General features: G+C 39.8%; 21 protein-coding genes and 2 tRNA genes. 7 read left to right on the top strand and 16 right to left on the bottom strand.

Features of this window, described 5'->3' with window-relative positions; genetic code table 11:
• The 3 genes from KDU71_RS08965 to KDU71_RS08955 all read left to right on the top strand — a co-directional run bounded on the left by KDU71_RS08965 (nt 1) and on the right by KDU71_RS08955 (nt 5,819).
• Nucleotides 1-474: a QcrA and Rieske domain-containing protein gene (locus KDU71_RS08965; RefSeq protein WP_212189846.1), complete on the top strand. Its 474-nt coding sequence runs from the start codon at nt 1-3 to the stop codon at nt 472-474.
• On the top strand, nt 475-2,784 hold the full coding sequence (locus tag KDU71_RS08960) for a multiheme c-type cytochrome (protein ID WP_212189844.1): 2,310 nt from the start codon (nt 475-477) through the stop codon (nt 2,782-2,784).
• Nucleotides 2,785-3,002: 218 nt separating this feature from the next.
• A complete protein-coding gene (locus KDU71_RS08955) occupies nt 3,003-5,819 on the top strand; it encodes a M16 family metallopeptidase (RefSeq protein WP_212189842.1) in 2,817 nt (938 codons plus the stop codon).
• A gap of 52 nt (nt 5,820-5,871) precedes the next feature.
• Here KDU71_RS08955 and KDU71_RS08950 read toward each other — a convergent pair whose 3' ends face one another.
• Entirely contained in the window at nt 5,872-6,411 is a 540-nt protein-coding gene (locus KDU71_RS08950) for a dihydrofolate reductase family protein (protein ID WP_212189840.1), read from the bottom strand.
• Between the two features lie 231 nt (nt 6,412-6,642).
• Between KDU71_RS08950 and elbB the strand changes: the two genes are divergently transcribed.
• On the top strand, nt 6,643-7,299 hold the full coding sequence (gene elbB / locus KDU71_RS08945; RefSeq protein WP_212189838.1) for an isoprenoid biosynthesis glyoxalase ElbB: 657 nt from the start codon (nt 6,643-6,645) through the stop codon (nt 7,297-7,299).
• A gap of 86 nt (nt 7,300-7,385) precedes the next feature.
• Here elbB and KDU71_RS08940 read toward each other — a convergent pair whose 3' ends face one another.
• The 3 genes from KDU71_RS08940 to KDU71_RS08930 all read right to left on the bottom strand — a co-directional run bounded on the left by KDU71_RS08940 (nt 7,386) and on the right by KDU71_RS08930 (nt 12,133).
• Entirely contained in the window at nt 7,386-9,575 is a 2,190-nt protein-coding gene (locus tag KDU71_RS08940) for a glutamine synthetase III family protein (RefSeq protein WP_212189834.1), read from the bottom strand.
• A gap of 303 nt (nt 9,576-9,878) precedes the next feature.
• Nucleotides 9,879-11,249: a dipeptidase gene (locus tag KDU71_RS08935; RefSeq protein ID WP_212189828.1), complete on the bottom strand. Its 1,371-nt coding sequence runs from the start codon at nt 11,247-11,249 to the stop codon at nt 9,879-9,881.
• 173 nt (nt 11,250-11,422) lie between these two features.
• On the bottom strand, nt 11,423-12,133 hold the full coding sequence (locus tag KDU71_RS08930) for a YebC/PmpR family DNA-binding transcriptional regulator (protein ID WP_212189827.1): 711 nt from the start codon (nt 12,131-12,133) through the stop codon (nt 11,423-11,425).
• 199 nt (nt 12,134-12,332) lie between these two features.
• On the opposite strand from KDU71_RS08930, the gene KDU71_RS08925 reads away from it, so the two are divergent.
• The gene (locus KDU71_RS08925) at nt 12,333-12,587 is read left to right on the top strand and encodes a hypothetical protein (protein WP_212189826.1); all 255 of its coding nucleotides are present in this window, start codon (nt 12,333-12,335) and stop codon (nt 12,585-12,587) included.
• 10 nt (nt 12,588-12,597) lie between these two features.
• Here the strand turns inward: KDU71_RS08925 and KDU71_RS08920 are convergent, their stop codons facing one another.
• The 12 genes from KDU71_RS08920 to KDU71_RS08865 form a co-directional block, all read right to left on the bottom strand.
• Entirely contained in the window at nt 12,598-14,082 is a 1,485-nt protein-coding gene (locus KDU71_RS08920; RefSeq protein ID WP_212189825.1) for a carboxypeptidase regulatory-like domain-containing protein, read from the bottom strand.
• Between the two features lie 8 nt (nt 14,083-14,090).
• Nucleotides 14,091-15,482 (bottom strand): CsgG/HfaB family protein, encoded by a 1,392-nt coding sequence (locus KDU71_RS08915; RefSeq protein ID WP_212189824.1) that lies wholly within the window; start codon nt 15,480-15,482, stop codon nt 14,091-14,093.
• 22 nt (nt 15,483-15,504) lie between these two features.
• Entirely contained in the window at nt 15,505-15,912 is a 408-nt protein-coding gene (locus tag KDU71_RS08910; protein ID WP_212189823.1) for a curli production assembly/transport component CsgF, read from the bottom strand.
• A 10-nt stretch (nt 15,913-15,922) separates the two neighbouring features.
• Nucleotides 15,923-16,459 carry a CsgE family curli-type amyloid fiber assembly protein gene (locus KDU71_RS08905; protein ID WP_212189816.1) on the bottom strand — a complete coding sequence of 179 codons (537 nt, stop codon included), beginning with the start codon at nt 16,457-16,459 and terminating at the stop codon, nt 15,923-15,925.
• A complete protein-coding gene (locus KDU71_RS08900) occupies nt 16,459-16,983 on the bottom strand; it encodes a hypothetical protein (RefSeq protein WP_212189815.1) in 525 nt (174 codons plus the stop codon). The genes KDU71_RS08905 and KDU71_RS08900 overlap by 1 nt, the downstream gene beginning before the upstream one ends.
• A 172-nt stretch (nt 16,984-17,155) precedes the next feature.
• Nucleotides 17,156-18,490: a hypothetical protein gene (locus KDU71_RS08895; RefSeq protein WP_212189813.1), complete on the bottom strand. Its 1,335-nt coding sequence runs from the start codon at nt 18,488-18,490 to the stop codon at nt 17,156-17,158.
• A 39-nt stretch (nt 18,491-18,529) separates the two neighbouring features.
• On the bottom strand, nt 18,530-19,324 hold the full coding sequence (locus tag KDU71_RS08890) for a hypothetical protein (protein WP_212189811.1): 795 nt from the start codon (nt 19,322-19,324) through the stop codon (nt 18,530-18,532).
• A gap of 447 nt (nt 19,325-19,771) precedes the next feature.
• Nucleotides 19,772-21,130 (bottom strand): sigma-54-dependent transcriptional regulator, encoded by a 1,359-nt coding sequence (locus tag KDU71_RS08885; protein ID WP_212189809.1) that lies wholly within the window; start codon nt 21,128-21,130, stop codon nt 19,772-19,774.
• Between the two features lie 71 nt (nt 21,131-21,201).
• On the bottom strand, nt 21,202-22,671 hold the full coding sequence (locus KDU71_RS08880; RefSeq protein ID WP_212189807.1) for a sensor histidine kinase: 1,470 nt from the start codon (nt 22,669-22,671) through the stop codon (nt 21,202-21,204).
• Between the two features lie 136 nt (nt 22,672-22,807).
• The gene (locus KDU71_RS08875) at nt 22,808-23,296 is read right to left on the bottom strand and encodes a flavodoxin (RefSeq protein ID WP_212189805.1); all 489 of its coding nucleotides are present in this window, start codon (nt 23,294-23,296) and stop codon (nt 22,808-22,810) included.
• A gap of 51 nt (nt 23,297-23,347) precedes the next feature.
• Nucleotides 23,348-23,992, bottom strand: coding sequence for an O-methyltransferase (locus KDU71_RS08870; protein ID WP_212189803.1), 645 nt, complete (start codon nt 23,990-23,992; stop codon nt 23,348-23,350).
• A gap of 2 nt (nt 23,993-23,994) precedes the next feature.
• On the bottom strand, nt 23,995-25,215 hold the full coding sequence (locus KDU71_RS08865; protein ID WP_212189801.1) for a M16 family metallopeptidase: 1,221 nt from the start codon (nt 25,213-25,215) through the stop codon (nt 23,995-23,997).
• 180 nt (nt 25,216-25,395) lie between these two features.
• On the opposite strand from KDU71_RS08865, the gene KDU71_RS08860 reads away from it, so the two are divergent.
• Nucleotides 25,396-25,471, top strand: a tRNA-Phe gene (locus KDU71_RS08860).
• Nucleotides 25,472-25,578: 107 nt separating this feature from the next.
• Nucleotides 25,579-25,651, top strand: a tRNA-Phe gene (locus tag KDU71_RS08855).
• The last annotated feature ends 51 nt before the right edge of the window (nt 25,652-25,702 follow it).

Here is a 25,702-nt window from a genome sequence, read left to right as displayed (position 1 = left end):
ATGAGTTTTATAGAAAAGATAACAAGGCGCAGTTTTATTAAGAAAGCGATCATTACAGCCATATCGCTCGAACTAGCATATGTATTTATTAACCTCCTAAAAAAAGGCAGTGAAACCAATGTGCCTGCAAATCTGTTTGAGGCTGGTGATATCGAACTGTTTGAAAAAGGTAAGATTTACCCCTTCAGTGCACAACGCTTCTACTTGTCGCGCCTTCAGGATGGTGGTTTTATGGCTATTTCAACCAAGTGCACCCACCTGGGCTGCACCGTTCAGTTCAAAAACAAGGACAATAAGTTTATGTGCCCCTGTCATGCATCTGCCTTTAGTGTGAATGGAGAAGTGTTAGCACCGCCTGCCACGAGGGCCCTTGATCTGTTTCCCATCACCATTGTAAATGATAAAATTTTGGTGGATACCAATAATCCACAAAGGCGTGATAAACACAATAAATCACAAATAACATACGCTTAGATGATTAATACCCGATTATATAGTAACCTTATGTTGGTACTGGTAGCAGCACTTATTTTGCTTTTCCCTATTTATCTGCTGTTCCAGACCTATTCGGCAAAAAACACTGCAAAAATAGATGCTACACCACACTTTGTAGGTCATGAGACATGTATTGAGTGCCACCTGCCGGAATATAATGATTGGATGGGTTCGCATCATGAAAAGGCCATGGATGTAGCTAACGACACAACTGTTTTAGCCAATTTCAACAACGTAAGCATTGAAGGCAATGGCATGACGCATCGTGCCTTTATGCAGGATGGCAAATTCATGGTCAATACCGACGGAGCCGATGGCACCATGCAGGATTTTGAAGTCAAGTATGTCTTCGGGTATACACCTTTGCAACAATACCTGGTTGAGTTTGATGGCGGACGTCTTCAAACACTCGCGCTTACATGGAATACACTTGACAATGTATGGTATCACATGGTCGACTCGGTATATAAAGACCAGAATATCCATCACGATAACTGGCTGCACTGGACTAATCAGGCACAAAACTGGAACAGCATGTGTGCCGACTGCCACTCAACCAACTTGCAAAAAAATTATGATCACATCAACGATACCTATGCCACTACCTGGTCAGAAATAAACGTGAGTTGCGAAGCCTGCCATGGCCCCTCATCGAACCATTTAAAATGGGCCGCACTGCCTGAGTATGCTCGTGATGAGTACGACAACTATGGCTTACCAATCAAAACCAGCGGCATTAATAATGAAGAATACGTAGACAACTGTGCCCGGTGCCACTCGCGACGAAGTTCACTGAGTGATTTTGATTATACAACACAAAATATTCATAACCATATTATTCCCAACCTGCCCGATGTACCAACCTGGCACCTCGACGGGCAGATTCAGGATGAGGACTATGTATATGCATCATTTACCCAAAGCAAGATGTATACCAAGCACCGGGAGGTGCAGTGCAATGACTGCCATAATGTGCACAGTGGCAGACTACTGTTTGATACCGACTACAACAGACTTTGCCTGCAATGTCACTCAGCCGATGTGTATGATTCATATACACACCATTTTCATAAAGAAGAAGGTATGCCTGGCGAGGCAGTAATTTCTGACTCTGGTGTCAGATTCGATGTGGGTTCCGGCACGCTATGCATTAACTGCCATATGCATGGGCAGTATTATATGGGTGTAGATTACCGTCGCGATCACAGCTTTAGAATACCACGCCCCGACTTATCGATCAAATACGGCGTGCCCAATGCCTGTAACCAATGCCATGCTGATAAGAGTAATCAATGGTCTGAAAACTATGTCACCCAATGGCATGGAGAAAGCCGCACCTTCCATTTTGCTGAAGCATTTGACGAAGCGCGCAATGGTAAGGCAGAAGCTCTGCCTCGTTTAAAAGGCATTATTGAAGATGAACTATACACGCACAATATCCGTAGCTTGTCAATTCAATACTTGGGCAACTACTTTCAGGACTCGCTTAAAAATGAGGTTGAAAACTACCTGAGTAACCTCTATCCGGATATGCGTTTGGCTGCTGTACGTGCCATTCAACTTAATAGCGAATCAGATGCGGCGTTACTATATCCTGTTTTATCCGATGATACAAAAGCCGTGCGCACTGAAGCAGCCCGTATTTTATCAACCATGGGAGCTGAGCAAATTCCGGCTAAATACAAAAAAGCATATGAAACGGCCATTAAAGAATATGAGCAGATACTGATTTACAATGCTGATTTTCCATTGGGTAAGTTTAACCTGGCCAACTACTATTACAATCAGGCAAATTACACCGATGCAGAAACTTTCTATCTCAGAGCCTTAAAGCAGGATGAGGAGCTTCATTTCATCAAGCTCAACATGGCCTACCTTTACAATAAAATTCAGAAAAATGACAAGGCAGAGCTACTGTTCAGAGACTACTTGAACCATGAACCTGAAGATGCAGTGGCCATGTATTCATTCGGCTTATTATTATCCGAAATGCAAAAATATGATGAATCGTTAGCATTTCTTGTAAAATCATACAGCTTGCAACCAGAACGACCAAGGGTTGCTCATAACATTGCCATGATGTATGATTTCAGGGGTAACAAAACAGAGGCTGAGAATTATCTAAAAAAGGAAATTGGCCTCATAAACAACTATAACTCCAATGCCGAGCTATTACGATTCTACCTCAATAACGGTATGAATCCCAAAGCCTTAAAATTAGCTAAACAGATGCAAAAGGACTATCCTGAAGCACAGGAATTAGAGCAGGTAATTGAACGCTTAAATTAAACATAACGCTTTAAAGCATAGGCCTTCAGCCAGTTTACTAATAAACTGGCTGAGGGCTTTGTTATTGCCGTGCAAATAATCATGTTTTCTGTCCGTCTAAAAAGGATATATTTGTTGCCGTCAAGCAATTGACTAATTCTACAAAGACTTGTCCCATTTCAGTCATTAAACATTATTTTCCCATCGAACTTGATATGGGAGCTAAAAAAACTAATCAAATGAAACAATTAGTACTACTTGTCGCAGTTATAGGTTTGTTTGCGAACTCAACAATGGCGCAGCAGTATGACCTGAATGCCCCAGTTCCTGTTGACCCGGATGTAAGAACTGGCGTATTAGATAATGGTCTGACTTACTACATTCGTCATAATCAGGAGCCAAAAGAACGTGCCAGTTTTTACATTATCCAGAACGTAGGAGCCATTCTGGAAGATGATTCACAGGATGGACTGGCTCACTTTTTAGAGCACATGGCCTTTAATGGCACCAAACATTTTCCTGACAAAGAAGTAATATCTACCCTCGAAAAACACGGTATTGCCTTTGGTCGCAATATCAATGCATATACAGCTCAGGATGAAACTGTCTACAACATTTCCAATGTTCCGGTTGGACCATCAGGACTTATGGATACCTGCCTATTAATATTACACGATTGGTCGAACTACCTTTCATTGGATGAAGAAGAGATTGATGCCGAACGTGGTGTCATATCAGAAGAATGGCGCACGCGCCGCGATGCCGGCTTTCGAACACGTACGCAAATGATGCCTGCCCTTTTAAACAATTCGAAATATGCCGAGCGCGACGTCATTGGAGAGTTGGATGTGATTAAAGGTTTTGAGTATGATGAGTTGCGCCGTTTCTACCACGACTGGTACCGTACCGATTTGCAAGCCATCGCTATTGTGGGAGATTTCGATGCCGAAGAAATGGAACAAAAGGTTATCAAGTTATTCTCAAAAATACCTGCAGTAGACAAAGCATTGGAACGATACGAAGTGAAAGTTGCACCTAAAGCCGAACCTACTTTTGCTTTAGCTCTTGATAAGGAAAACCCACAATCAAGTATAGCAATGTACATCCGCCATGAGGCGGTGGCAGCAGAAAATAAAAATCATAACACGCTTAAAACAAACTACAAGCGCAGCCTTATCCGTAGCATGATTTCGGCACGTATAAGCGAACTACTGCAAAAAGGGAATCCCCCATTCATTAATGGCTCAGTAGGTTTCTCTGACTATCCGCGTACAGTAAGCCTGATGAGCATCAGCGCCACAGCCAAAGAAAATGAAGAAGCGATAGCATTTGAAGCCATCGTCACTGAAGTAGAACGTGTAAAACGCCATGGTTTTACCGAGGGCGAGCTTGAGCGTGCAAAAGCATCAATGTTGCTGGGATATGAAAACTATTACAAGCAAAGAGATAAAATTAACCACGACAGCTACTGTAAAGAAATAGCTAGTTTATACCTTGAAAATACACCAATGCCGGGCATTGAGTATGAATATAAATTTGCTCAGGCTGTTATCCCTTCTATCACAGCAGATGAGTTATCAGCTTATTTCAACAGCCAGTACACTGATGAGGACCGCGTTATCATCGTATCAGGTCCGGACAAAGAGGGTGTACAGCACCTTAATCAGGCACAAGCATTTGCTATCATTGAGAAGGTAGCCAACAGCAGCAACATTGAGGCCTATGTTGACGAAGCAGTTAGTTCATCATTAGTTGAAGAGCTTCCTGTAGAAGGCAAAATCGTTTCGGAACGTCAGTTGGATGATTTTGATGCCGTTGAATGGACGCTAAGCAACAATACTAAAGTAGTATATCGATATGCCAACTATAACAAGAACCAAGTAGCCCTTTCGAGCTATAGTAAAGGAGGCTCATCGCTTTACGGAGTGGCAGACCTGCCATCGGTAAATATGACATCAGACTTTGTACCAGCCTTTGGTATTGGTAACTTCGATGCCATTGCACTTAAAAAAGCACTTACCGGCAAAAAAGCCAGTGTTGGTTTCAACATTGGCGGACTATCAGAAGGCATTAATGGTAGCTGCCGCACCGAGGATTTTGAAACCATGATGCAGCTGGCCTACCTGCACTTTGAACAACCACGCTTCGACGAAGAAGCCTACAACGCCTTAATGGCACGTTATATGGCGTATGTGGCCAACATGGGCGACAACCCTAAAAAGATAATGCAGGACAGTATCAGCCAAATCAGAACCAACTACCACGAGAGAAGTCTAATTTTTGATGCCGATTACCTGCAAAAGGTTTCGTTTGAGCGCATGGAGGAAATTTATAAAGAGCGCTTTAACAATGCTGCTGACTTCACCTTCTTTATTGTGGGTGATATTGAAGAAACTGCCGCCAAAGAGCTGGCAGCTAAATATCTTGGTGCAATTACTTCTGATAACAACCAGGAAAACTGGGTAGATAATAAGGTAAAAGGTCCAAAAGGTGTTACTAAAAAGACAATACCTGTGAAACTGACAGAACCCAAGGCAACTGTTCAGATTTTTTACAATGGAAAGCTCGCCTATACTCCAGAAAATAGAATTGGCATGTCGTTCGTCAGTGCAGTTCTTAACCTACGCTATACCGAAAGCATTCGCGAAAAAGAAGGTGGCACATATGGTGTAGGTGTTCGTGCATCAACCAACCAGTTTCCGCAAGCTGAAGGCGATTTAACCATTCAATTCGACTGCGATCCTGAACGGGCCAAAGACTTGATTCCTTTGGTATATGCAGAAATAGATAAGCTAATAAAGGCAGGGGCTACCAGCGAAGACCTTGATAAAACGCGCAAGAATATGCTGAAGAGCCGTGCTGAGAGCAAGGAACAAAACAGCTATTGGATGAACAATATCTACGGCTACTATGTGAATGGCACAAACATGGCACTGGCAGAAAACTATGAGGATATTGTGGAAAACATGACATCGAAGGATATTAAAAAACTGACTAAGCAGTTCTTTAAGAATGCCGATAAAATTGAAGTGGTATTTGTTCCAAAAGAGGACTAAGTTCATTTCTCAACAAAAGAAAGGCAACTCACACATGGGTTGCTTTTTTTTGTTATCGCTTCCGACGATAATGAATCTGAGTCACGTTATCGAGATAAAGCTGAGAACTGACTAACTCAAAATTCAACGCTTCGCTGGTAGTACCAAACAATGGTGCACCTCCGCCCAACACTACCGGAATAGTAGAAACAATAAGGTCATCAATCAAATCTTCCTTCAGGAAACTCTGAATAGTTTTACCGCCATCAATATATAGAAGCATATAGCCTTTATTATTGAGTTGCCGAACAACATCCTGCAAATCTCCTTTAACCAATTGGGCTTTATCCTTGTATGCTTCAGGAATTTCTTGCAGAGTTTGGCTCAAAACAAAGACAGGGATACGATAGGGCCATTCACAATCAAAGCCGCATACGGTTTCAAATGTACTGCGTCCCATCACAATGGCATCCACACCACTGATAAAATCATTGTACCCCATATCCAATCCTTCAGGATTGGGTACACTATACAGCCAATCAAGCTCGCCATTACGGTCGGCGATACAGCCATCTATACTCGTTGCAATAAATACTTTGTTGCGCGTTTCCATTATCCTACTATTTAAGAGTTCTAAAATAATCGTTTTGTCTCTGATTGTAAAGCTCAACCATAAACAGCAACTCATGCACTGCTCATTCCTAAAAGATTTAATGATGTAGAATAATCATTCTTTTACGTCCACGCTAATGATTCGCTGTAGCAGCGCGTATGCATAACTATTGTGCACATTCGCACAGATGCGTTATTTATTGTAAATTTAATTCCTAAAAACAGTTTAACTATGACAACAAAAAAGCAAGTAGCCGTCATTCTTTCGGGATGCGGCGTATATGACGGGGCTGAAATTCACGAATCAGTACTATCACTGCTGGCCATTGCCAAACAGGGTGCCGAATACACCATTTTTGCACCAGACGTGGACCAGCACCATGTCATTAACCACCTGAAAGGTGAGCCAAGCAATGAAACAAGAAATGTACTGGTAGAAGCTGCTCGCATTGCCCGCGGTTCTATTAAGCCATTAAGCGAATATGCGGCCAAAAATTTTAATGCCTTGCTTTTGCCAGGCGGTTTTGGAGCTGCAAAAAACCTGAGCACCGTGGCCTTTGATGGGCCCAACTGCAATGTTGAAGCTGAAACAGAACGAGCAGTCAGAGAAACACATACAGCAGGTAAGCCCATTGGCGCCTTATGCATTGCGCCGGCTGTAATTGCAAAAATATTGGGCGATGTAACCGTTACTATTGGGCAGGATGAAGGCACTGCACAGGCTATTGAAGCCATGGGCGGTAACCATATGACCACTAACCACGGAGAAGTGATTGTTGATGAAGCCAATAAAATTGCCACAACCCCTTGCTACATGCTTGATGCCAACATTCTGCAGATAGCCGAAGGTGCTGAAAATGTAGTAAAAGCAGTATTAGAAATGGCTTAATAAAAGGCTTCTGATGAAATGATAAAAAAGGTCGCAACCAAAGCTGCGACCTTTATTTTTGTAGATTCTCTTTCTGGAATTATCTATTATCTGAAGAATAATAATTCGCGGTACTTTGGTAATGGCCACATCTCATTATCAACAATCAATTCCAACTTATCGATGTGGTAACGAATCTCATCCAGATAAGGACGAACTTCTTTGTCGTAAGCATATGCTTTCTCAGTTTCCGACTCAATAACGTTACACTTCTTGCGCGCCTCAATCATATCAGCAGTTTTAGCTTTAATGGCTGAAATATGACCAGAAATAGTTTTGATCAGTTCTTTACGTGCACCTGCTAACTCTTTGAATTCCTTCTCATCAAAGATATCGCGCATACCCTGCACATTATGAATCAGTTCAGTTTGATACTGAATACCTGTTGGTACAATGTGGTTAATTGCTAAATCACCTAAGACACGCGCTTCAATCTGAATCTTTTTGGTGAATTTCTCCATCTCTACCTCAACGCGAGCTTCCAGCTCACGAGCCGACATCACACCTGTTTCAACCAAGATATCTTTCGATGCCTTATCCAAGTATCTAGATAAAGACTCAGGCACTGAAGTAATATTTGTTAAGCCACGCTTGGCTGCTTCTTCTTTCCATTTCTCTGAGTAACCATCACCGTTAAAACGGATTGGGTTCGACTCAAGAATCACCTTCTTAATGGTTTGGAAGATAGCTTCATCTTTCTTAACACCACTTTCAATAAGCGCGTCTACATCCTTTTTAAACTCCTCAAGCTGAACAGCCATGGCTGCACTTAAAGCAGTTAAAGGTGCTGCACAGTTAGTCATAGAACCTACCGCTCGGAATTCGAAACGGTTTCCAGTGAAAGCAAATGGAGAAGTACGGTTACGGTCTGTATTATCCAATAAAATCTCAGGAATACGCCCAATACCTAATTTAAGAGCCGTTTTCTCGTCTGGCGTCATCTTCTGATCTGTAATACGCTCAGCCAGGTTATCCAGCATATCTGCAATTTGAGAACCTGTAAATACTGAGATAATTGCAGGAGGAGCCTCATTAGCACCCAAACGGTGACTGTTAGAAGCGGTTAAGATAGAAGCACGCAATAAATCCTGGCTCTTATATACAGCTGCAATAGCATTAACTACAAAAGTTAAAAACTGCAGATTACCTTTAGGGTTTTTACCTGGTGCTAATAACACAACGCCCTTATCGGTTTGTAATGACCAGTTATTGTGCTTACCTGAACCGTTAATACCAGCAAATGGCTTCTCGTGTAAAATAACTTCGAACTTGTGGTGACGAGCCACTCGCTTCATCACATCCATTAATAGCTGGTTGTGATCATTCGCAAGGTTAGCCTCTTCAAAAATTGGAGCCACCTCGAACTGGTTAGGCGCTACCTCGTTGTGACGAGTTTTAACTGGTATACCTAATTTATGACATTCGATTTCCAGTTCAATCATAAATTTACCTACGCGCTCAGGAATAGAACCAAAGTAATGGTCATCTAACTGTTGATCTTTTGCAGATGAGTGTCCCATCAACGTACGACCAGTCACCATTAAGTCAGGACGCGCCTGATATAAAGCCTGATCAATCAGGAAATACTCCTGCTCCCAGCCTAAGTTTGTATGTACTTTTCTAACATCCTTGTCGAAATATTGAGCTACACCAACAGCTGCTTTATCAACAGCCGCCAAAGCTTTCAGGAATGGTGTTTTATAGTCTAATGCTTCACCTGTATATGAAATAAATACCGTTGGAATACAAAGAGTGGTTCCGATAATAAATGCTGGTGATGACACATCCCACGCTGTATAACCGCGTGCTTCAAATGTTTGACGAATACCGCCTGATGGGAAAGATGATGCATCTGGCTCTTGCTGAGCAAGTAATTTACCTGAAAATGCTTCAATCATATTACCGTTGTCACCATAGTCGATGAAACCGTCATGTTTTTCTGCTGTTCCGTCAGTTAATGGCTGAAACCAGTGCGTATAATGAGTTGCACCGCGTTCCATAGCCCAGGCTTTCATCCCTGAAGCAACATTATCTGCTACTTTTCTATCAATAGCGTCTCCTTTATCAATAGCTTCTTTAACGGCTTCATAAGCATCACGTGACAAGTACTTAGACATTGCCTCTTTGTTAAATACTAATTCACCATAGTAATCAGTTGCCTTTGCTGAAGGAAATGTTACTTCTTTTGGCTCTCTGTTCATCATTTCTGACAGCGCCCGAAATCTTAATTGTGCCATAATCTTTTATTTTTTTATCGAGTTAGCAGGAGCAAAAATATACTTTTTTCTTATTCAACCATCATTTTTTAATACTCAAAATGTATTTTTTTATTTTTTCAGTAGTTTTTAGTTGATTTTTCAGGGGTTATTCGCACCATTTTAAACTCTAACACTTTCACACCCCTAAAATAAAGCACCTAAAAATACTATATAAAGAACTACTACAAAAAAAGGCCACCCATTACAAAACGGATAGCCTCTTATAAAAAATCAATATTTATATAATAGTACCCCTAAGGAGCACCATCAATCCTCAAATAATTATTTACCTGATTCTGCAAAATATTTGTAGAAATATGGAATTGTATTTATACCATTAAAGAACTGCTCCAATGGGAAGTTCTCATTTGGTGAGTGAATAGCATCAGCCTCCAAACCAAATCCCATTAATACAGATTTTACACCTAAAATACGCTCAAAATCAGAGATAATTGGAATCGACCCTCCACTTCGCACAGGTACAGGACGCTCTCCATATACTTCCTCACAAGCTTTTTCAGCAGCCTTGTACGCTGGTAAATCAATTGGGCAACCATAGGCCTGTCCACCATGTAGGTGCCTAATATTCACTTTTACACTCTTTGGTGCTATCGATTCGAAGTGTTTACAGAATAACTCAGCAATCTTTTCATGATCCTGATCTGGCACCAAACGAGAAGAAATCTTAGCATAAGCCTTAGATGGCAATACAGTTTTAGCTCCATCGCCTGTATAACCACCCCATATACCGCAAATATCGAACGAAGGACGAATACCTGTACGCTCATTAGTTGTAAAACCTTTTTCTCCAGCCAGCTCTTCAACATCCAATGCTTTTTTGTAGGCATCTTCGCTATATGGCGCTTTTGCCATCATGGCTCGTTCGCCATCAGAGATTTCAACAACATCATCGTAGAAGCCAGGAACAGTTATATGCCCGTTCTCATCCACCATCTGGGTAATCATTTTAGCCAACACATTGATAGGGTTAGCCACTGCACCTCCGAATAAACCTGAGTGCAAATCACGATTAGGACCAGTAACTTCAACTTCCCAGTAACACAGACCACGCAATCCCGTTGTAATGGTAGGAACATCAGGCGCAATCATACCTGTATCCGAAACCAGAATTACATCTGACTTCAACAGCTCTTTATTCTCCTCACAGAATTTTGGCAAGCTTGGCGATCCTACTTCCTCTTCCCCTTCAATTAAAAACTTAACGTTACACTTCAGCTGGTCAGTTTTTACCAGGTACTCAAACGCCTTAGTATGCATAAAGCCCTGTCCTTTATCATCATCAGCTCCACGAGCATATATTTTTCCATCGCGAACTTCCGGCTCAAAAGGAGGTGTTGTCCACAACTCTAATGGTTCTGCAGGCTGCACGTCATAGTGAGCATACACCAAAACAGTAGGATATGATGCATCCAATATTTTTTCACCGTAAACAACAGGATTTCCTTCTGTCTCCATTATTACTGCCTTATCAGCACCACCTTCAAGCAATAACTTTTTCCACATCTCAGCACAACGGTACATATCATCTTTATGTTCCGGCTTCGAACTAATAGAAGGGATTCGAATTAGTTCAAACAACTCATCTAAAAATCGCTGTTTGTTGTCTTCAATGTATTGTTTTAAATCTTGCATGGTATAATAATTTTATTTGAATTTCTGATTGAAAAGTACATATCTCACCATCAATATGCAAGAACATATCTCATGCTTTACAGCAATACTATCACATATTGATTAAACTCATTAAAATAAAAAGCGGTAACCCGAAATGTTCAGATTACCGCTCACTATTTTTTTTAAGCTATCTACTTTATGTTATTGAAGACGTTGGTTACATCATCATCTTCTTCAAATTTTGCCAGCAACTTATCAATCTCCACCATCTGCTCAGCAGTCAATTCTTTTGTATCCTGTGGTATACGCTCAAACTCGGCATTTTCAATTTCAAACCCATTATCCTCCAGGTACTTTTGTATAGGCCCAAATCCCTCAAAGTCACCATAAATCATGATAAATCCTTCATCCTCAAAAATCTCCTGAACACCAAAATCAATCAGCTCAAGCTCCAACTCTTCAAGGTCAACTCCTTCTTTCATGACCACCTTAAAGTTGCATTTGTGCTCAAACATATAATCTACGCAGCCACTTGTTCCAAGCGAACCGCCATATTTATTAAAGTATGAGCGAACATTAGCAACGGTACGGGTTGTGTTATCAGTTGCTGTTTCAACCATAAATGCAGTTCCGAAAGGTCCATAACCTTCGTACACCACCTCCTTATAATCTGCTGTATCTTTGCTAGTTGCTTTCTTAATGGCACGCTCAACATTATCTTTTGGCATGTTAGCGGCCTTGGCATTTTGAATTAACACACGTAATCGCGAATTACTAGACGGATCAGGCCCGCTTTCTTTCACACACATGGTTATTTGTTTTCCGATCTTTGTAAAAGTCTTGGCCATCGTTCCCCAGCGCTTAAGCTTCGAGGCCTTTCTGTATTCAAACGCGCGTCCCATTTCTTTAACTATTCTTAATTGTAATAATTCGCAAATTTAGATGGTTTTTTGATTATTCCATCATTCCATCCAATTTAAATAACTGAAAGGGTACTAATACTCAACCTTATATTTTCATACTACCACACTAATCGACTCCCTTCTCGGGAATACAATTAAGTAATTTTATTATTTTTGCACTGGTAATCACTCCTTCTGAATGGCAAAAAAGGCAAAAAGACAACAACAGAAAGCAATCTCCAGGGAACAAGCACTACGACGTAAGCACAGAGCAACATTTCTGCTAAATGACAAAGAAAAAGATGCCGTTAGTGTTTATTGCAAGAAATATAAAATTGGCAATAGATCTAAATTTATGAGAGAAGCTGTGATGCGCGTCGTTATGGAGCAGTTTTTAGATGATTACCCCACACTTTTCGAGAAGCAGGATTTAGATCGACTAATATCGGATTAGTTATTTCAATCTATCGCCACTCAGGCATCTCCGCATTTTCGAAATAAAGCTCCCGGTTACCACCGTTAACATCCATAACATAGATATCTTTCTGACCGGTTCCTGTATTCGAGGTATTCACAAATATAATTTTAGATCCATCTGGTGAAATGCGTGGCTGGATATCGTTTGTCCCATCAGGCTTTCCGTTTCCTGAAATATCTGTAACTGCAGTAGATGAAATATTATAGGTATATATCCTGGAGTCATACATTCTTCCATACGGATCATTCACATTAGCATTATCATGTGTGTAAACAACCAGCTTACCATCTATACTAAAAGTAGGATATTCAGTCCGTCCATTAGCATTATCAACAATCCTTGTCATCCCACTTCCATCCGGATTCATCAGGTAAATCTCACTATCATAAATATTAACACCTCTTGTCTGCACTACAATTTTTCCGGCTATACCAGACCAATCAACAAATACATAATTTCTTCCTGCAGGCGCCGTTGATACAGTAAACAAGCCACTCCCATCCTTATTGATGCGATATAACTTATCATAGTGACAAAAAAGCACCTGATCACCAGTTGGCGACCAGCAGAATCCTTCTCCTGAATGATGATTTCCATCAACAGGCAATGGTGATATCACATCAGTTACCCTATCCTCACCATAGGTTAAGTATATATGATTCTTGGAATTATAACTCGCCGAAAAAATAACCTCATCTGTAACCGGATTAGCTCTTGGGAAGTTGTTAAGAATCGTTTCTTGTGTCATTCGGTGTTTAGTCCCATCCTTACCTGCAGACAAATAAATGTGAGCATCATCAGGTTCTACAAACATAAAAGGCAAACTGGCACTACTGACCGTTCTGAAATTCCAGAAATCACTTTGCCCAATCTTTTCATCGTTTTTTTTTGCTATAACAGTCCAGGTGTGATTTTTAGAGTAACTCAAATTTTGTGCAACATAGAATGTATCAACTAAATCCTCAACAAAAATAACGGGTTCAACAGATTCAGGTGTACGAACTTCTAGTTCGAAAGAAATATCACTGGAGTCACTAACACCTGTATAAGCCCACGAAAAGGTTATTGGCACACCAACATCTTCCTGATTAGGGCTTGGCATAGGGCTACTGAATTTCACTGTATTAGCAGCCAAATCTCCATCTTCCAACTGAATAACAATATCTGTCACCTTATCCTTTCGAACATTAACTGCTGAAGAACCATTAGCATACTCATGTTTGGATGCTGTAACAACGTAATCACCAGCTTCTAGTTCATCGAGCGTAAATCTTCCGTCTGCGTCTGTTTTAATAGAGCGACTGGCAGGATTAGTGCTTATCAATGCTCCTTCAAGCGGCATACCATTGACCTTGCTTTCAATAATGCCTGTAATAGTTCCATAGTTATCTGAAACAACCGCATCTTCGCAGGAAGACACCACTAATAACAAGGAGAACGCAACTAATTTAAGTGAAATATATCGTATCATTTGATTAATTATTTTCGTTTAAGCAATGTTTTATTATACCACCCACTACCTATCTGATAGCTGATTCCGAAACTCCCCTCCCAAATCATATCATGATAACTACCATTAACCATGCCGTCTAAATCATCATTTAGAAAGTACTTATTGGAAATGGCCACATTCATCTTTACCCTTTTGGAGAGGACATACTCAAAACCAAAAGCACCACTCCCATACGAATATCGGTGCTTAATATTTGTTTCATCCGTCAGGTACTTATTGGTCAGCACACCATACCCAACTGACAGATATGGCGAAATACGTTCGTTTGGTAACAAATCGAAACGGAACGAAGGTGTATAAGCCAGATACTGGTTATTGCCTATTACATCACTATCCAGCTGACCATATACCAACTCCTGGTTGAAGGATATAACCGGCGATAATCGCAGATTGAGATTCAATCCGGTACTAAAACCTGCATTAGAACCTTCTATATCAATATCTGAATATGAGAAACCACTTATCAATCCGATTGATAACACACTTCGAATGTCTTCAAACTGTCGACCAAGATGATCTATTTCTGCATTCTCTTCTTTCTCTTCTAAATAATCACTTACAACATTTTCAACTTCAGCCACATTTGCATTTGATGCCCAGAGTCCATCAATCATACCTTCTACAATAAGACTATACACTGCTTTCTCAATTGCTTCTGTCACGGCCATTTCTGATGGTTCATTATAAGTTATTCCCGTCTCGGCCTCCAGAAGACGCTTGAACTTGACGTATCTGAAGACTGAGAAATCAATTTTCTGAGATAGAATTGACTTTGTACTATATACTGTTTTCAGAATCTCACCATTCTTTGTCGATACAGCCCGAAGATAAATACTCACCCTATCTTCACGATACTGACCTGATGCTCCTGCTCCAAAATAACGTAAGCCTGCACCTCCAGTCCTTACGTTGGTTTCATAGGAAATAATGCCACCTTCCAAAATAATACCCGCAAATAGGAGCGGACTTAAGGCAGTTTGTCCCTTTCCTTCATAAGCAGCCAGTGTATTTGTAATAATCTGTCGCTCCGCGCTTAAGTTCCCGAGATTTTCACGCTCAAGCGGACGGAACCAACCCGACTCTTCCAAAGAACGTATTAAAATGGTAGTAGCACCTTGTGTTACTGCAGTCGACCAACTAGAACCATAGTCAGTTGGCTTGTATTGTCCGGTCTGATCCCTGAACTTATAGACTGCAGCAATTAATTTCTCCTGTGGTGGAGGTAAGTCTTTCAGTTCTGAATGAAATGGTGTTTCAGCACCTAACCGGGCCGGTTCTGTTTTATGAGTTTGATGAATTGTCGGACTGCACCCCCAAAGAAGCACGACAAGAATAAAGAAAGAGAGGTATATTTTCATGCCTCAATATTTTAGGTTTAGGTTAATTCTGTGGGACAGTCACGCTGGTTTGGCTACCATTTAAGGCATCCAGTATTGAAACGTTCAGCCCATCAGCCCCATCTGTAACTTCAATATGATATGAGCCCACATCATATGTACCAGGTAATAACTCACCGTCACCGAATTGATCGGATACTAACTTTCGACTAAGCTGATATAATATTTGTCTGTTAAGATCTTCCTGAAAGCTTGCAAGTGGATCATTTTGCTTATTATTATCAGCTTCAGGATCTTTAAATGTATCTTGGGCTTGCGCCTGACTGAGCAGCCAGGAATAGTTATATGTATCTCCACCAAATGCCGGATTAATAGGCTTATATACAAAATCCTGAGCCTCGGCCATAACTGCCAAAAACATAAAGCCCACTAATATTAATAATGCTCTCATTTTTCCTGGTTTAGTTTGATTTTCTTTCTTGTTCCTGATACCTTCTCTGTTGCTCTAAAATTTCCCTTTGCACTTTTATTTCCCTATAAATCTGCTGCTGTGCAACTACAACTGCCCCTTTTGCCATTTGTTCAACTTCATCATAACGCCTCTTCATCATTTGCTGATAAATCAGCTGCTCTTTCAGATACACCTCAATTATAGTGTTGTTAAACTGGAACGGCTTCTCCTTTATTTTTAAATAATAATTGGAATAACCCGTTGGCTTACTCCAATTAGCGAAAAATATTTCGTAAAATTCACGACCCGATTTTGACATCGTTTCGTCCATTATAATACCGTCAATCTCCAAAGTCGGTGGCTCAACGATTTGTTGTTTACTCCTGGCTTCCTTTACAGCCTTATCGTATTGCCTAACTAATTCTAAAATAGCTTCCGGCACTTCTTTTTGAGTTGAGTCAACGATTGCTGTGTCAATACTTTGACCATATATACAAGTAGCTAACACCAGCTCAAAAAGAACAACCAGAAAAAACTTATTCTTCATCAAAATGAACCTATTCTTCCCTGCTTAATCAGCACAGATCCTGCATTTCCTTTTTGCTCTACCTTAACTCCGGTAGCACCTTCATACTGGACATATGTAACAGAGTGACCATTGCCCTGCTGAATAAACGTTGATTCAGCTCCATGCTTAGCCTGACCAAGCTTAATTAATTGATTAGAATTATTATTTCCTTGTTGATTAATCACATCCAATTGACCTCCATCAAGTTCAGAAACTGCATTATTATTATTCCCATTTTGAGTAATGAGTGTATAATTACCATCACCTTGATGCTCAACTAACGCTTTATTGCCTTGGCCATTTTGATAAACAGATGCGTCATTGTTAACCCCTTCCTGCTTTATTGATGCATAATTGCTATCTCCAACCTGCATTACAAAGGCAATATTTACAGAACTTGCACCTTTTGCCTGACGTATATTTAAATCCTTCTCTTTTTCTTGACTTCGAACAAATACACCAATTACAAACAGAAAAGCAAGTAGACTAATTATCTTTTTCATTGGTCTTATAGTTTTATGAGTTAGTCAAGTTGTACTAAGGTAACCAATTTACAGCCACCTTTCTACAAAAACTTGATGACTATCAGCTTTTTATAGATTAACAAGCGTAATTCTTCTATTAAGGCAAAAGAGGGACAATTATTATTGCCCCTCTCATATGCATCTTTCTCAATTAGTTTTGCGTAACAGTTGCAGTACTTCCTGTACTAAAGTTTTGATTTATATACCCATTATGAACAGCTGATGTTCCAGACTGGTCAATTGTTGCGTTATTTCCACTTCCAATATTTTGGTTGATAATACCATAATGATCATTACCAGATTGCTGAATAAAACCAGTACTTCCAGATTGCATAGTCTGATTAATTTGTGCTTCAAGATTATCACCTCCTGCAACACCTTGAATGCCTTGATAAATTGTAGCGTCATTATCACTACCCATATATTGCAAGATTCCAGCAGCGGAGTTGTCAACTCCCCATCTTTGCCAAACATATGCTTCTGAGTTGGCCTCCATTACTTGAGCTACTCCAGCAAAATTCGCATCTCCTACCTGTTGTATTGTTACTTTTGAGTCTAGAACCATTAATTGTCCGACCAAAGCCTGATTATCATCACCTGCCTGAATAACTAATGCATAAGCATCTTCTCCTCCAGCCTGACCTACTGCAGCCCAAGATGTTTTTCCTGATTGTCTGATTTGAGTATAATTACTATATCCTCCTTGCTGTCCAATAGCAGCAACATTCAATTCAGAACCGCTTCTTTGCTTTATAACTGCACTGTTCTTTTCTCCATCAACCTGTCCTACTAAAGCTGCACTACCTGAACCATACTGTTCAACCATCGCTGATTCTTCCATACCTGTTTGAGTAACAAGAGCAGCGTTACCTAAACCTGGAGTCACGCCATCTTCTCCCTGCAATACTGTTGCTACCCCATCAGTACCTGACTGGTTAACCATAGCCACCTGACTGAATGATGCATTATTTGCACCTTCCTGAGTTACTGTAGCAGTGTTGTTCATGTTTGATTGATACACCCATGCTCCCAGATAATCGCCATCTTGGGTTATAGTAGCTTCGTGATCATTTCCGGTTTGTTCAACTACACCCAGATTATATTCCTCACGCCATTGATCGTTTGTATTTTGATCAATTTTTGCATAGTTATCATTACCAGCCTGATTAATAAATGCACGATTAAATGATTCTGTTTGATCTACATACGCTTCATTATTATCTCCAAGCTGATCAACATCTGCAAGGTTATTTCCTTCAACGATATACTGATCCTGCTTAACTTCGGCCATATTATTTATGCCGTTTTGGTCAACAAATGCTTGCTGAACACTTCCTGCCTGATCAACAGTAGCTGTATTTAAATCACCTGTTTGATTGACAGTACCAGTATGCGTGGCACCAGTTTGATTAACAGTTGCATTATTTTGCGCAAATGCAACAATTGTTAAAGCGCTAAGCGCCAAACTAAAGAGTAACTTTTTCATGATTGTTTGTTTTAGGTAAAACATTAAAAATTATTTGAATTATTTTATTTGCTCGACCAAAGCATTGTTTTTTCTTCCGTGCTGAATTACTAATGACTGGTTACTATCACCTTGCTGATTAACATTAGCCATGTTTGAATGGCCTTGTTGTAAAACAAGGGCCATATTATCAGCTCCCTTTTTCTGCGCTATTTTAGTTTCGTTTTCACTTCCAGATTGTTGAACAAGTGCAGTCTGATTCTCTTTATACTGGTCAACTTCAACCTTATTCTTGCGTCCTCCTTGTATAATGTATGATTCATTATTGACATATTGGCCACTGCCATATTGATATACATCAGCTACATTGCCTTCACCTACCTGGGCAACAAACACACGGCTATTTCGTAGTCTTTGATTAATATTAACCATGTTTTCTTGTCCTTTTTGCACAACTACTGCCTCATTCCCTCCTTTGTTATAACTATCGTTTTGTTTGATCTTAATTTCGTTACTCCGTCCCATTTGGCTGGTAAAAGCTGAATGATTATCATTTGACTGACTAATATCCAACATATTCATCTCTCCAACCTGAATATGAACGCCGATATTGTTTTCACCAATAAACTCACCAACAATCTGATTACCCTCACCCTGTTGATACAAATGATGACTACTGCTAACTCCATTTTGAGTTGCTAAAGCATCGTTACCAATTCCTAGCTGCGTAACTGTTAGCTGATTGTTTCCTCCCTGCTGATTAAGAACAGCCGTATTTTGATTCTGAGCTAATAATTGATTACTTAATATTAGGCCAACAATAAGGTTGGCAATAACGAATGTGTGTTGTTTCATACTTGAAAACATTTTTAGGTCACATGCCTTATTGCAATACGAATACCAAACCTCCTTTTACACTGATTAACTGCACGTTACGTTATTTAGCCGCGATTAACAGAAGCTAAAAATGACCATTTTCGTCCACCTCCATATTACATCACCCACAATACTCCTACACTATACTCTAATTTACTGATACTTAACAAACACAAACACCACAATTATAAGGATGACCTATAATGGCCACTTATGCGAAATAATTAGGAGTACAATGTTTTGTTTAAAAAATCAATGCAAACTAGAAACAGTTTACTTTGGACAGAATCACTTAATTCAGAGACGAAAATGATTTATTTATTGACGAATGACCTTGCAATATTTAAACATTATCTTTCGATCGAGGAAACTCAGATCCTGATGAGAAAAAGCAGAGCAAAAAAAAACGACCGATAATGGTCGCCTTTATTCAATGCCATGCTTTTTGAGCTTACGATTAAGTGCCTGGCGAGTAATATTTAGCTTTTCAGCTGTATGGGTTTTGTTATGACTACAAGCCTTCATGGCTTTTAATATAGTTTGCTTTTCTATAGTCTCAAGACTATAATCAACATCACCACCTCCCGAGCCATTAGTATGCTCTGTAAAGTTAAGATGACGTGGCTTGATAACATTTGAGTCACACATAAGAATAGCGCGCTCAATAATATTCTTTAATTCTCGGATATTACCTAGATAATGATGATTAAGCAGCAAATTCATCGCTTTTGAATGCAAGCTGACAATACCCTTATTATGCGTTTCAGAGAATAGTCTCACAAAATGGTTCACCAAAACTGGAATATCCTCTACCCGCTGACGCAAAGGCGGAATATGAATATGAAAGGAATTTAACCGATGATATAAATCAAGCCTGAACTGCCCATCTTCAATCATCTGCTTTAAATCCTTGTTAGTGGCGCACACAATTCTGGTATTTACAGTAACAATATCGTGCGATCCTATCCGATTCACCTTGCGTTCATCAAGCACCCGCAACAGCTTCGACTGCAATGCCAGGTTCATATCTCCAATTTCATCAAGAAAAAGAGTTCCTCCATTAGCCCTTTCAAACCAGCCTTCGTGATTGGATAGCGCCCCAGTAAATGCTCCTTTCTGATAACCGAAGAATTCGCTTTCAAATAGCGAATCAGGGATAGCAGTACAATTAACCGGGTAAAAAGGCGCCCCACTTCGATCACTCATACTATGAATACCTCGGGCAATCAATTCTTTTCCACTTCCACTTTCGCCAGTAATCATCACCGAAGTTGCATCGGCCTGTGCCACCCTTTTCATCAGAGTATTAATTTCTTTAATGGCCTGACTTACTCCTATAAATTCAATCCCCCAATGTGCTTCAAATTTCTTGCGTGACTCTTCTAACTGCCTGTCAATAACATAGTTTTTAACCCTGAACTGCTTATAGCTTTCACATTTTTCAATCGAACTCCTTAACTCCCTGGCTCTAAATGGCTTTTCAATAAAATCGCGTATTCCCAATTTTAGTGATGCGATTGCATTTTTCAAGCTTGCCTGTCCTGTGATTATTATACCCTCAATTTCAGAATAGTGCTCTTTGAGCTCATAGAAAATAGTAAGACCATCCTTATCAACTAAATTAATATCCAAGATGGCTAAGCGTGGCACACTATCTAGTTTTACATCTTTAAAAGACGCCCAAGAGTCAAACGCCAAAACCTCAACTTTATCCAGCACAATACTATCCTGGATTTCCTGGCGAAGCTCAGCCTCATCTTCAAATAGCAAAATCGTATATTTCATTGATGGTTTATTTATTGTCCGCTAATCCGTTGCCTTTAGTATAAATAAGCTACTACAGTTAATGTATTGAATCACTCTTCTTTAATTATAGGAAAAGACAGAGTTGTTTTAAAAAACTTACCTTCCTTTGAGTCAACAGTAACCCGCCCATTCATCTTTCTCATCAGATTATTAATAATGAATAAGCCCAATCCGGTTCCTCCCACCTCCTTCTTTGTGGTATAAAATGGCTTAAACAGTTGTTCCATTTCAGTATCGCTAACTCCAAGTCCATTATCAATAAATACTACTGTTATTAACTCTGGTGTTTTTTTGAGAGTTACTTTCAGTTTTGGTTTAAAACCTCCATTTTCGGACTGTTTCATCTGTAATGATTGAATACTGTTAGTGAGTATGTTAACGAAAACCTGCTCAAGCTCACTAGCACTACCATGAACATTAATATCATCCACATGATTGACTACCAGTATAAGACCACTAACTTGCATATAACTAACATCCTCAAGCGCACAATTAAGAACCGTCTTAATATTTATAACCTCATCTCTGCTTTCCGGGATTGTAGAAAACTGCTTCATCTCGTCAATGATTCCGCGCATTCGTTGTATTTGGCGCTGAATCTGCTCCCCTTTATTCATCAAATATTCTTCTGTTACATTCCCTCGCTGCCAGTTTTCCAACATATTATCAATCTTCAAACTCAAGTGCGTAAGTGGCTGATTCAGCTCATGAAAGATGCCCGAAGCGATTTCACCCAAGGACTCTAACCGGTTCTTTCGCAACAATTTTAATTCAAACGATCGATTGAGTTCGAATTCATCCTGCACCTGCTGACGCAACTCCTGATTCTGGTCTTCGAGGTTTTGCTGCACCTCAATAAATTGCGTTAAATCTTTAATACTGGCGAGGAAAATTCTCTCAGTACTGGAATCTACCGGAATTAGGTTTAGTAAAAAAGTCTGGTTATTTTCTGCGCCTTTAAAATGACAAAAAATAGCTCGTGAATTAGCATCCGACTTAATCATTTTCCGATAATCGAATGTTTCAGGCGAGAGAATATTGGTCTTAATAATATCCTGAATAAACAAAGGCTTTGCAATAATTTTACTTTCCAAAAAATAGTCAATAAATAACCGGTTGAGTTGAATTATTTCTCCATCTTTTTTGACCATTGCAATTGGCAACGGCAGCTTGTCAATTGGGATTAAGCCTTCCGATTTATAGCTCTCATCAACCAATCCTTTTAGATCAACATTGCCTTGTGCATTTTTAGTAAAACTACACTTAACAGCATATACCTCATTAGCGCTACATACGAGCATATTGCACTGAAAACGCTTCTCAGCACTTTTAACAAATTGGTAGAACCTTTTTAATACAGTCTCTGGTAATAGTTCAGAAATCTGCTCGCTACTATCGAGCAAACCACTGGTAATAAAATCTCCATAATAGCGAAGAATAGTACCCTTATTGTCCAGTAAAAAATAAAAAGCTTCCCGAAATGATGTTACACCGCTTGCTATCTGCTCATTAAGATACATACAATTCTCTCATCTGTTCATGAACAAATAAAAGTATGGCGAATTAATCAATTTTGCCTGAAAAATTGATTTACGACCTGTTTACTAAGACTATCGCGGGAAATTTTTAGACTAAATCACATTTTAGGCCATATGTCTAAAATGCCAACTGCTCGAGCCAGTTCTGTATGCGAACATCAGTTAAATCCGGTTCATTATCTTCATCCAGAGCCAAACCAACGAAATAATCACCATTCAGCGCTTCGGAATCTGAAAAGTCATATCCTTCCGTCGATGTCTCGCCAATCACTTTACAACCTTTTTCAGCAAGCAAATGATACAGCTTGCCCATGCCGTTACAGAAGGTATCCGGATAAGTGTGCTGATCACCCAAGCCAAACAATGCAAATGTTTTACCTGACAAATCCATTGACAGGAGCAGATCTACGAAAAGCTCAAAGTCATCCTGCAAATTTCCAACTCCCCAGGTTGAAGTACCCAGAATTATATTATCATACTTCTTGATATCACTAACTCCAAGATCGTTTACCGGCAAGCAGACTGCTGTTGGTAGCTGCTGATGTATTTTTTCAGCAACAAACTGAGTATTTCCAAGTGATGAGCCATAAAAAATTGCAGTTGACATAAGGCGTAAGTTTTAAGTTTAGGTAAGAAACACCTTCTCTCGCAAAATGTTTTATTTCTTGCGGATGATTGTTATTCCATCTCTAATGGGCAAGATAACCTTCTCCACTCTGTCATCTTCTTTAATCAGCTGATTAAACGCTAATAACTCCTGAGTATAGGTATCATTTGACTGCACATCCTGTATCACTTTTCCATCCCATAACACATTATCGGCCAAGATATATCCACCAGGGTTCAGTCTATCAAATACTAATTTATAATACTGTCGGTATTGTCGCTTATCTCCATCCATAAATATTAAATCATATTTTTTATTGAGGGACGGAATAATGTCAATAGCACTACCTATGTGAAGGCTAATCATATGCTGCATACCCGCCTTGTCAATGAAAGTCTGGATAAACTCTTCATTCTCATCATTAATTTCGATCGTATCGATACACGCACCATCACGACGACAACCTAAAGCCATGCTAATGGCTGAATAACCGGTAAATGTACCAATCTCCAACACATTCAACGGATTTATCATGAAGCAGAGCATTTTAAGTATCTGCCCTTGAAGATGACCACTTAACATCCTTGGCTGCAACATCTTAATGTGTGTCTGCCGATTCAATTCCTGTAGAATGGCATTTTCATCATCAATGTGATTGAGTATATATTGTTCCAGATCTATGGAAATATTAGTCATTACTATTTATAAATGAGGTACGACAAACTGTTAGGATTAAGGATTTCATTGGCGACATCCTGTAATTCAGACGCCTTAATGGAATCTATTTTGTTACAGATTACATCCAGCGAGTCTACCTGATCGTAGAGCATAAAGCTTTTACCCATCGATAACATAAGGTTTTCCCGATTATCGGATGATATAGTGAGCTGCCCTTTAAGCTGCCTCGCCGCCTTATGTAACTGTAATGCTCCCAGCGGCTTATCCCGCAATAACTTTAGCTCACGATCAATAATACCAAATGAGCGAATCAGATTCTCTTCGTCGGTGCCAAAATAGATATTAAAAACACCGGTGCCAAAATAAGGAGCATAACTGGACTCCACATTGTATGCTATACCATTTTTTTCGCGCAGAGCCATATTCAGTCGTGAGTTCATACCGGGCCCGCCAAGCAGGTTATTCAGTAAATGCAGATGCAGTCGCTTGTCGTGCCTGAAGTCGTAGGCCACATTACCTATCATCACATGGCACTGATGCGTATCGCGCTCTATGGTTTGCGATTCGGGCACATACCTATTAACCTCAGGTCGGCTAAATGAACGGATATTTTCCTCAACATCCCCAAAATACTTTTCGGCCCATTTGATTATTTTCTTGAAAGAGGCACTACCAACCGAGCAAAACACCATCTCATCAGTATTATAGTTGGCCTGCATAAACTGACGAATCATTTTCTCATCAAATGTTTTCAGTTTTTTCTCTGTCCCCAGTATATTACGCCCCATTGGATCGCCTTTGAATAGCATCTCTTCAAACTCATCAAAGATATACTCGGCCGGACTGTCCTTATAGGAGTTGATTTCATCCACAATCACCTCTTTTTCTTTAGCCAGCTCTTTAATTGGAAATGTAGAATTAAAAGTAATATCATGAATAAGTTCTATGGCACGTTCATAATCCTGCTTTAAAAATGAAGCATAAATACAGGTCTCTTCTTTGGTGGTGTAGGCGTTCAACTCCCCTCCTACATCATCCAACCGACTCAATACATGATAAGCTTTTCGCTTTTTGGTCCCTTTAAAAATTACATGCTCAATAAAATGAGCCATGCCATGCTCCTCTTCCTTCTCATCACGCGAACCTGCATTGATAATTAACCCACAATACCCAACTGCCGACTTATCCTGCCGATGAATAACGCGAATGCCATTTCGCAAAGTATATATTTGATATTCCATTAATTTTTTTTGAGGGTGCAAAAATACTAAACATCAGGCAAATTCACACACCCATTAAAGAAAAGCAACACTAAAAGTTGAAAAATGTTTTTGTGGTATAAAATCTTTGCCTATATTTGCAACCGCAATTCGGAAGAGATGCAACGAAAAGTCCCGATACGCGGGGGTTTGACACAGATTGGTGCCATAGCTCAGTTGGTAGAGCAACGGACTGAAAATCCGTGTGTCCCTGGTTCGATTCCAGGTGGCACCACCAGTCGTAAGGCTGATTTTAGGGTTTATTAATAACCTGTGGGGACAGGTTATTAATCCAAAGGGTAAAGGGTTATTGTTTATGTTATTTTTACTTTGTAAAAATAACTCGGTGCCATAGCTCAGTTGGTAGAGCAACGGACTGAAAATCCGTGTGTCCCTGGTTCGATTCCAGGTGGCACCACAAAAAAGATTGCTTACAGTGTTAAGCAATCTTTTTTTTTAAACCTCAATT

The sequence above is a fragment of the Carboxylicivirga sediminis genome, assembly GCF_018156225.1.
In the GTDB taxonomy this organism is placed as follows: domain Bacteria; phylum Bacteroidota; class Bacteroidia; order Bacteroidales; family Marinilabiliaceae; genus Carboxylicivirga; species Carboxylicivirga sediminis.
Note: the sequence above shows the minus strand (reverse complement) of the source record. Positions and strands in the feature narration are given on the sequence as shown.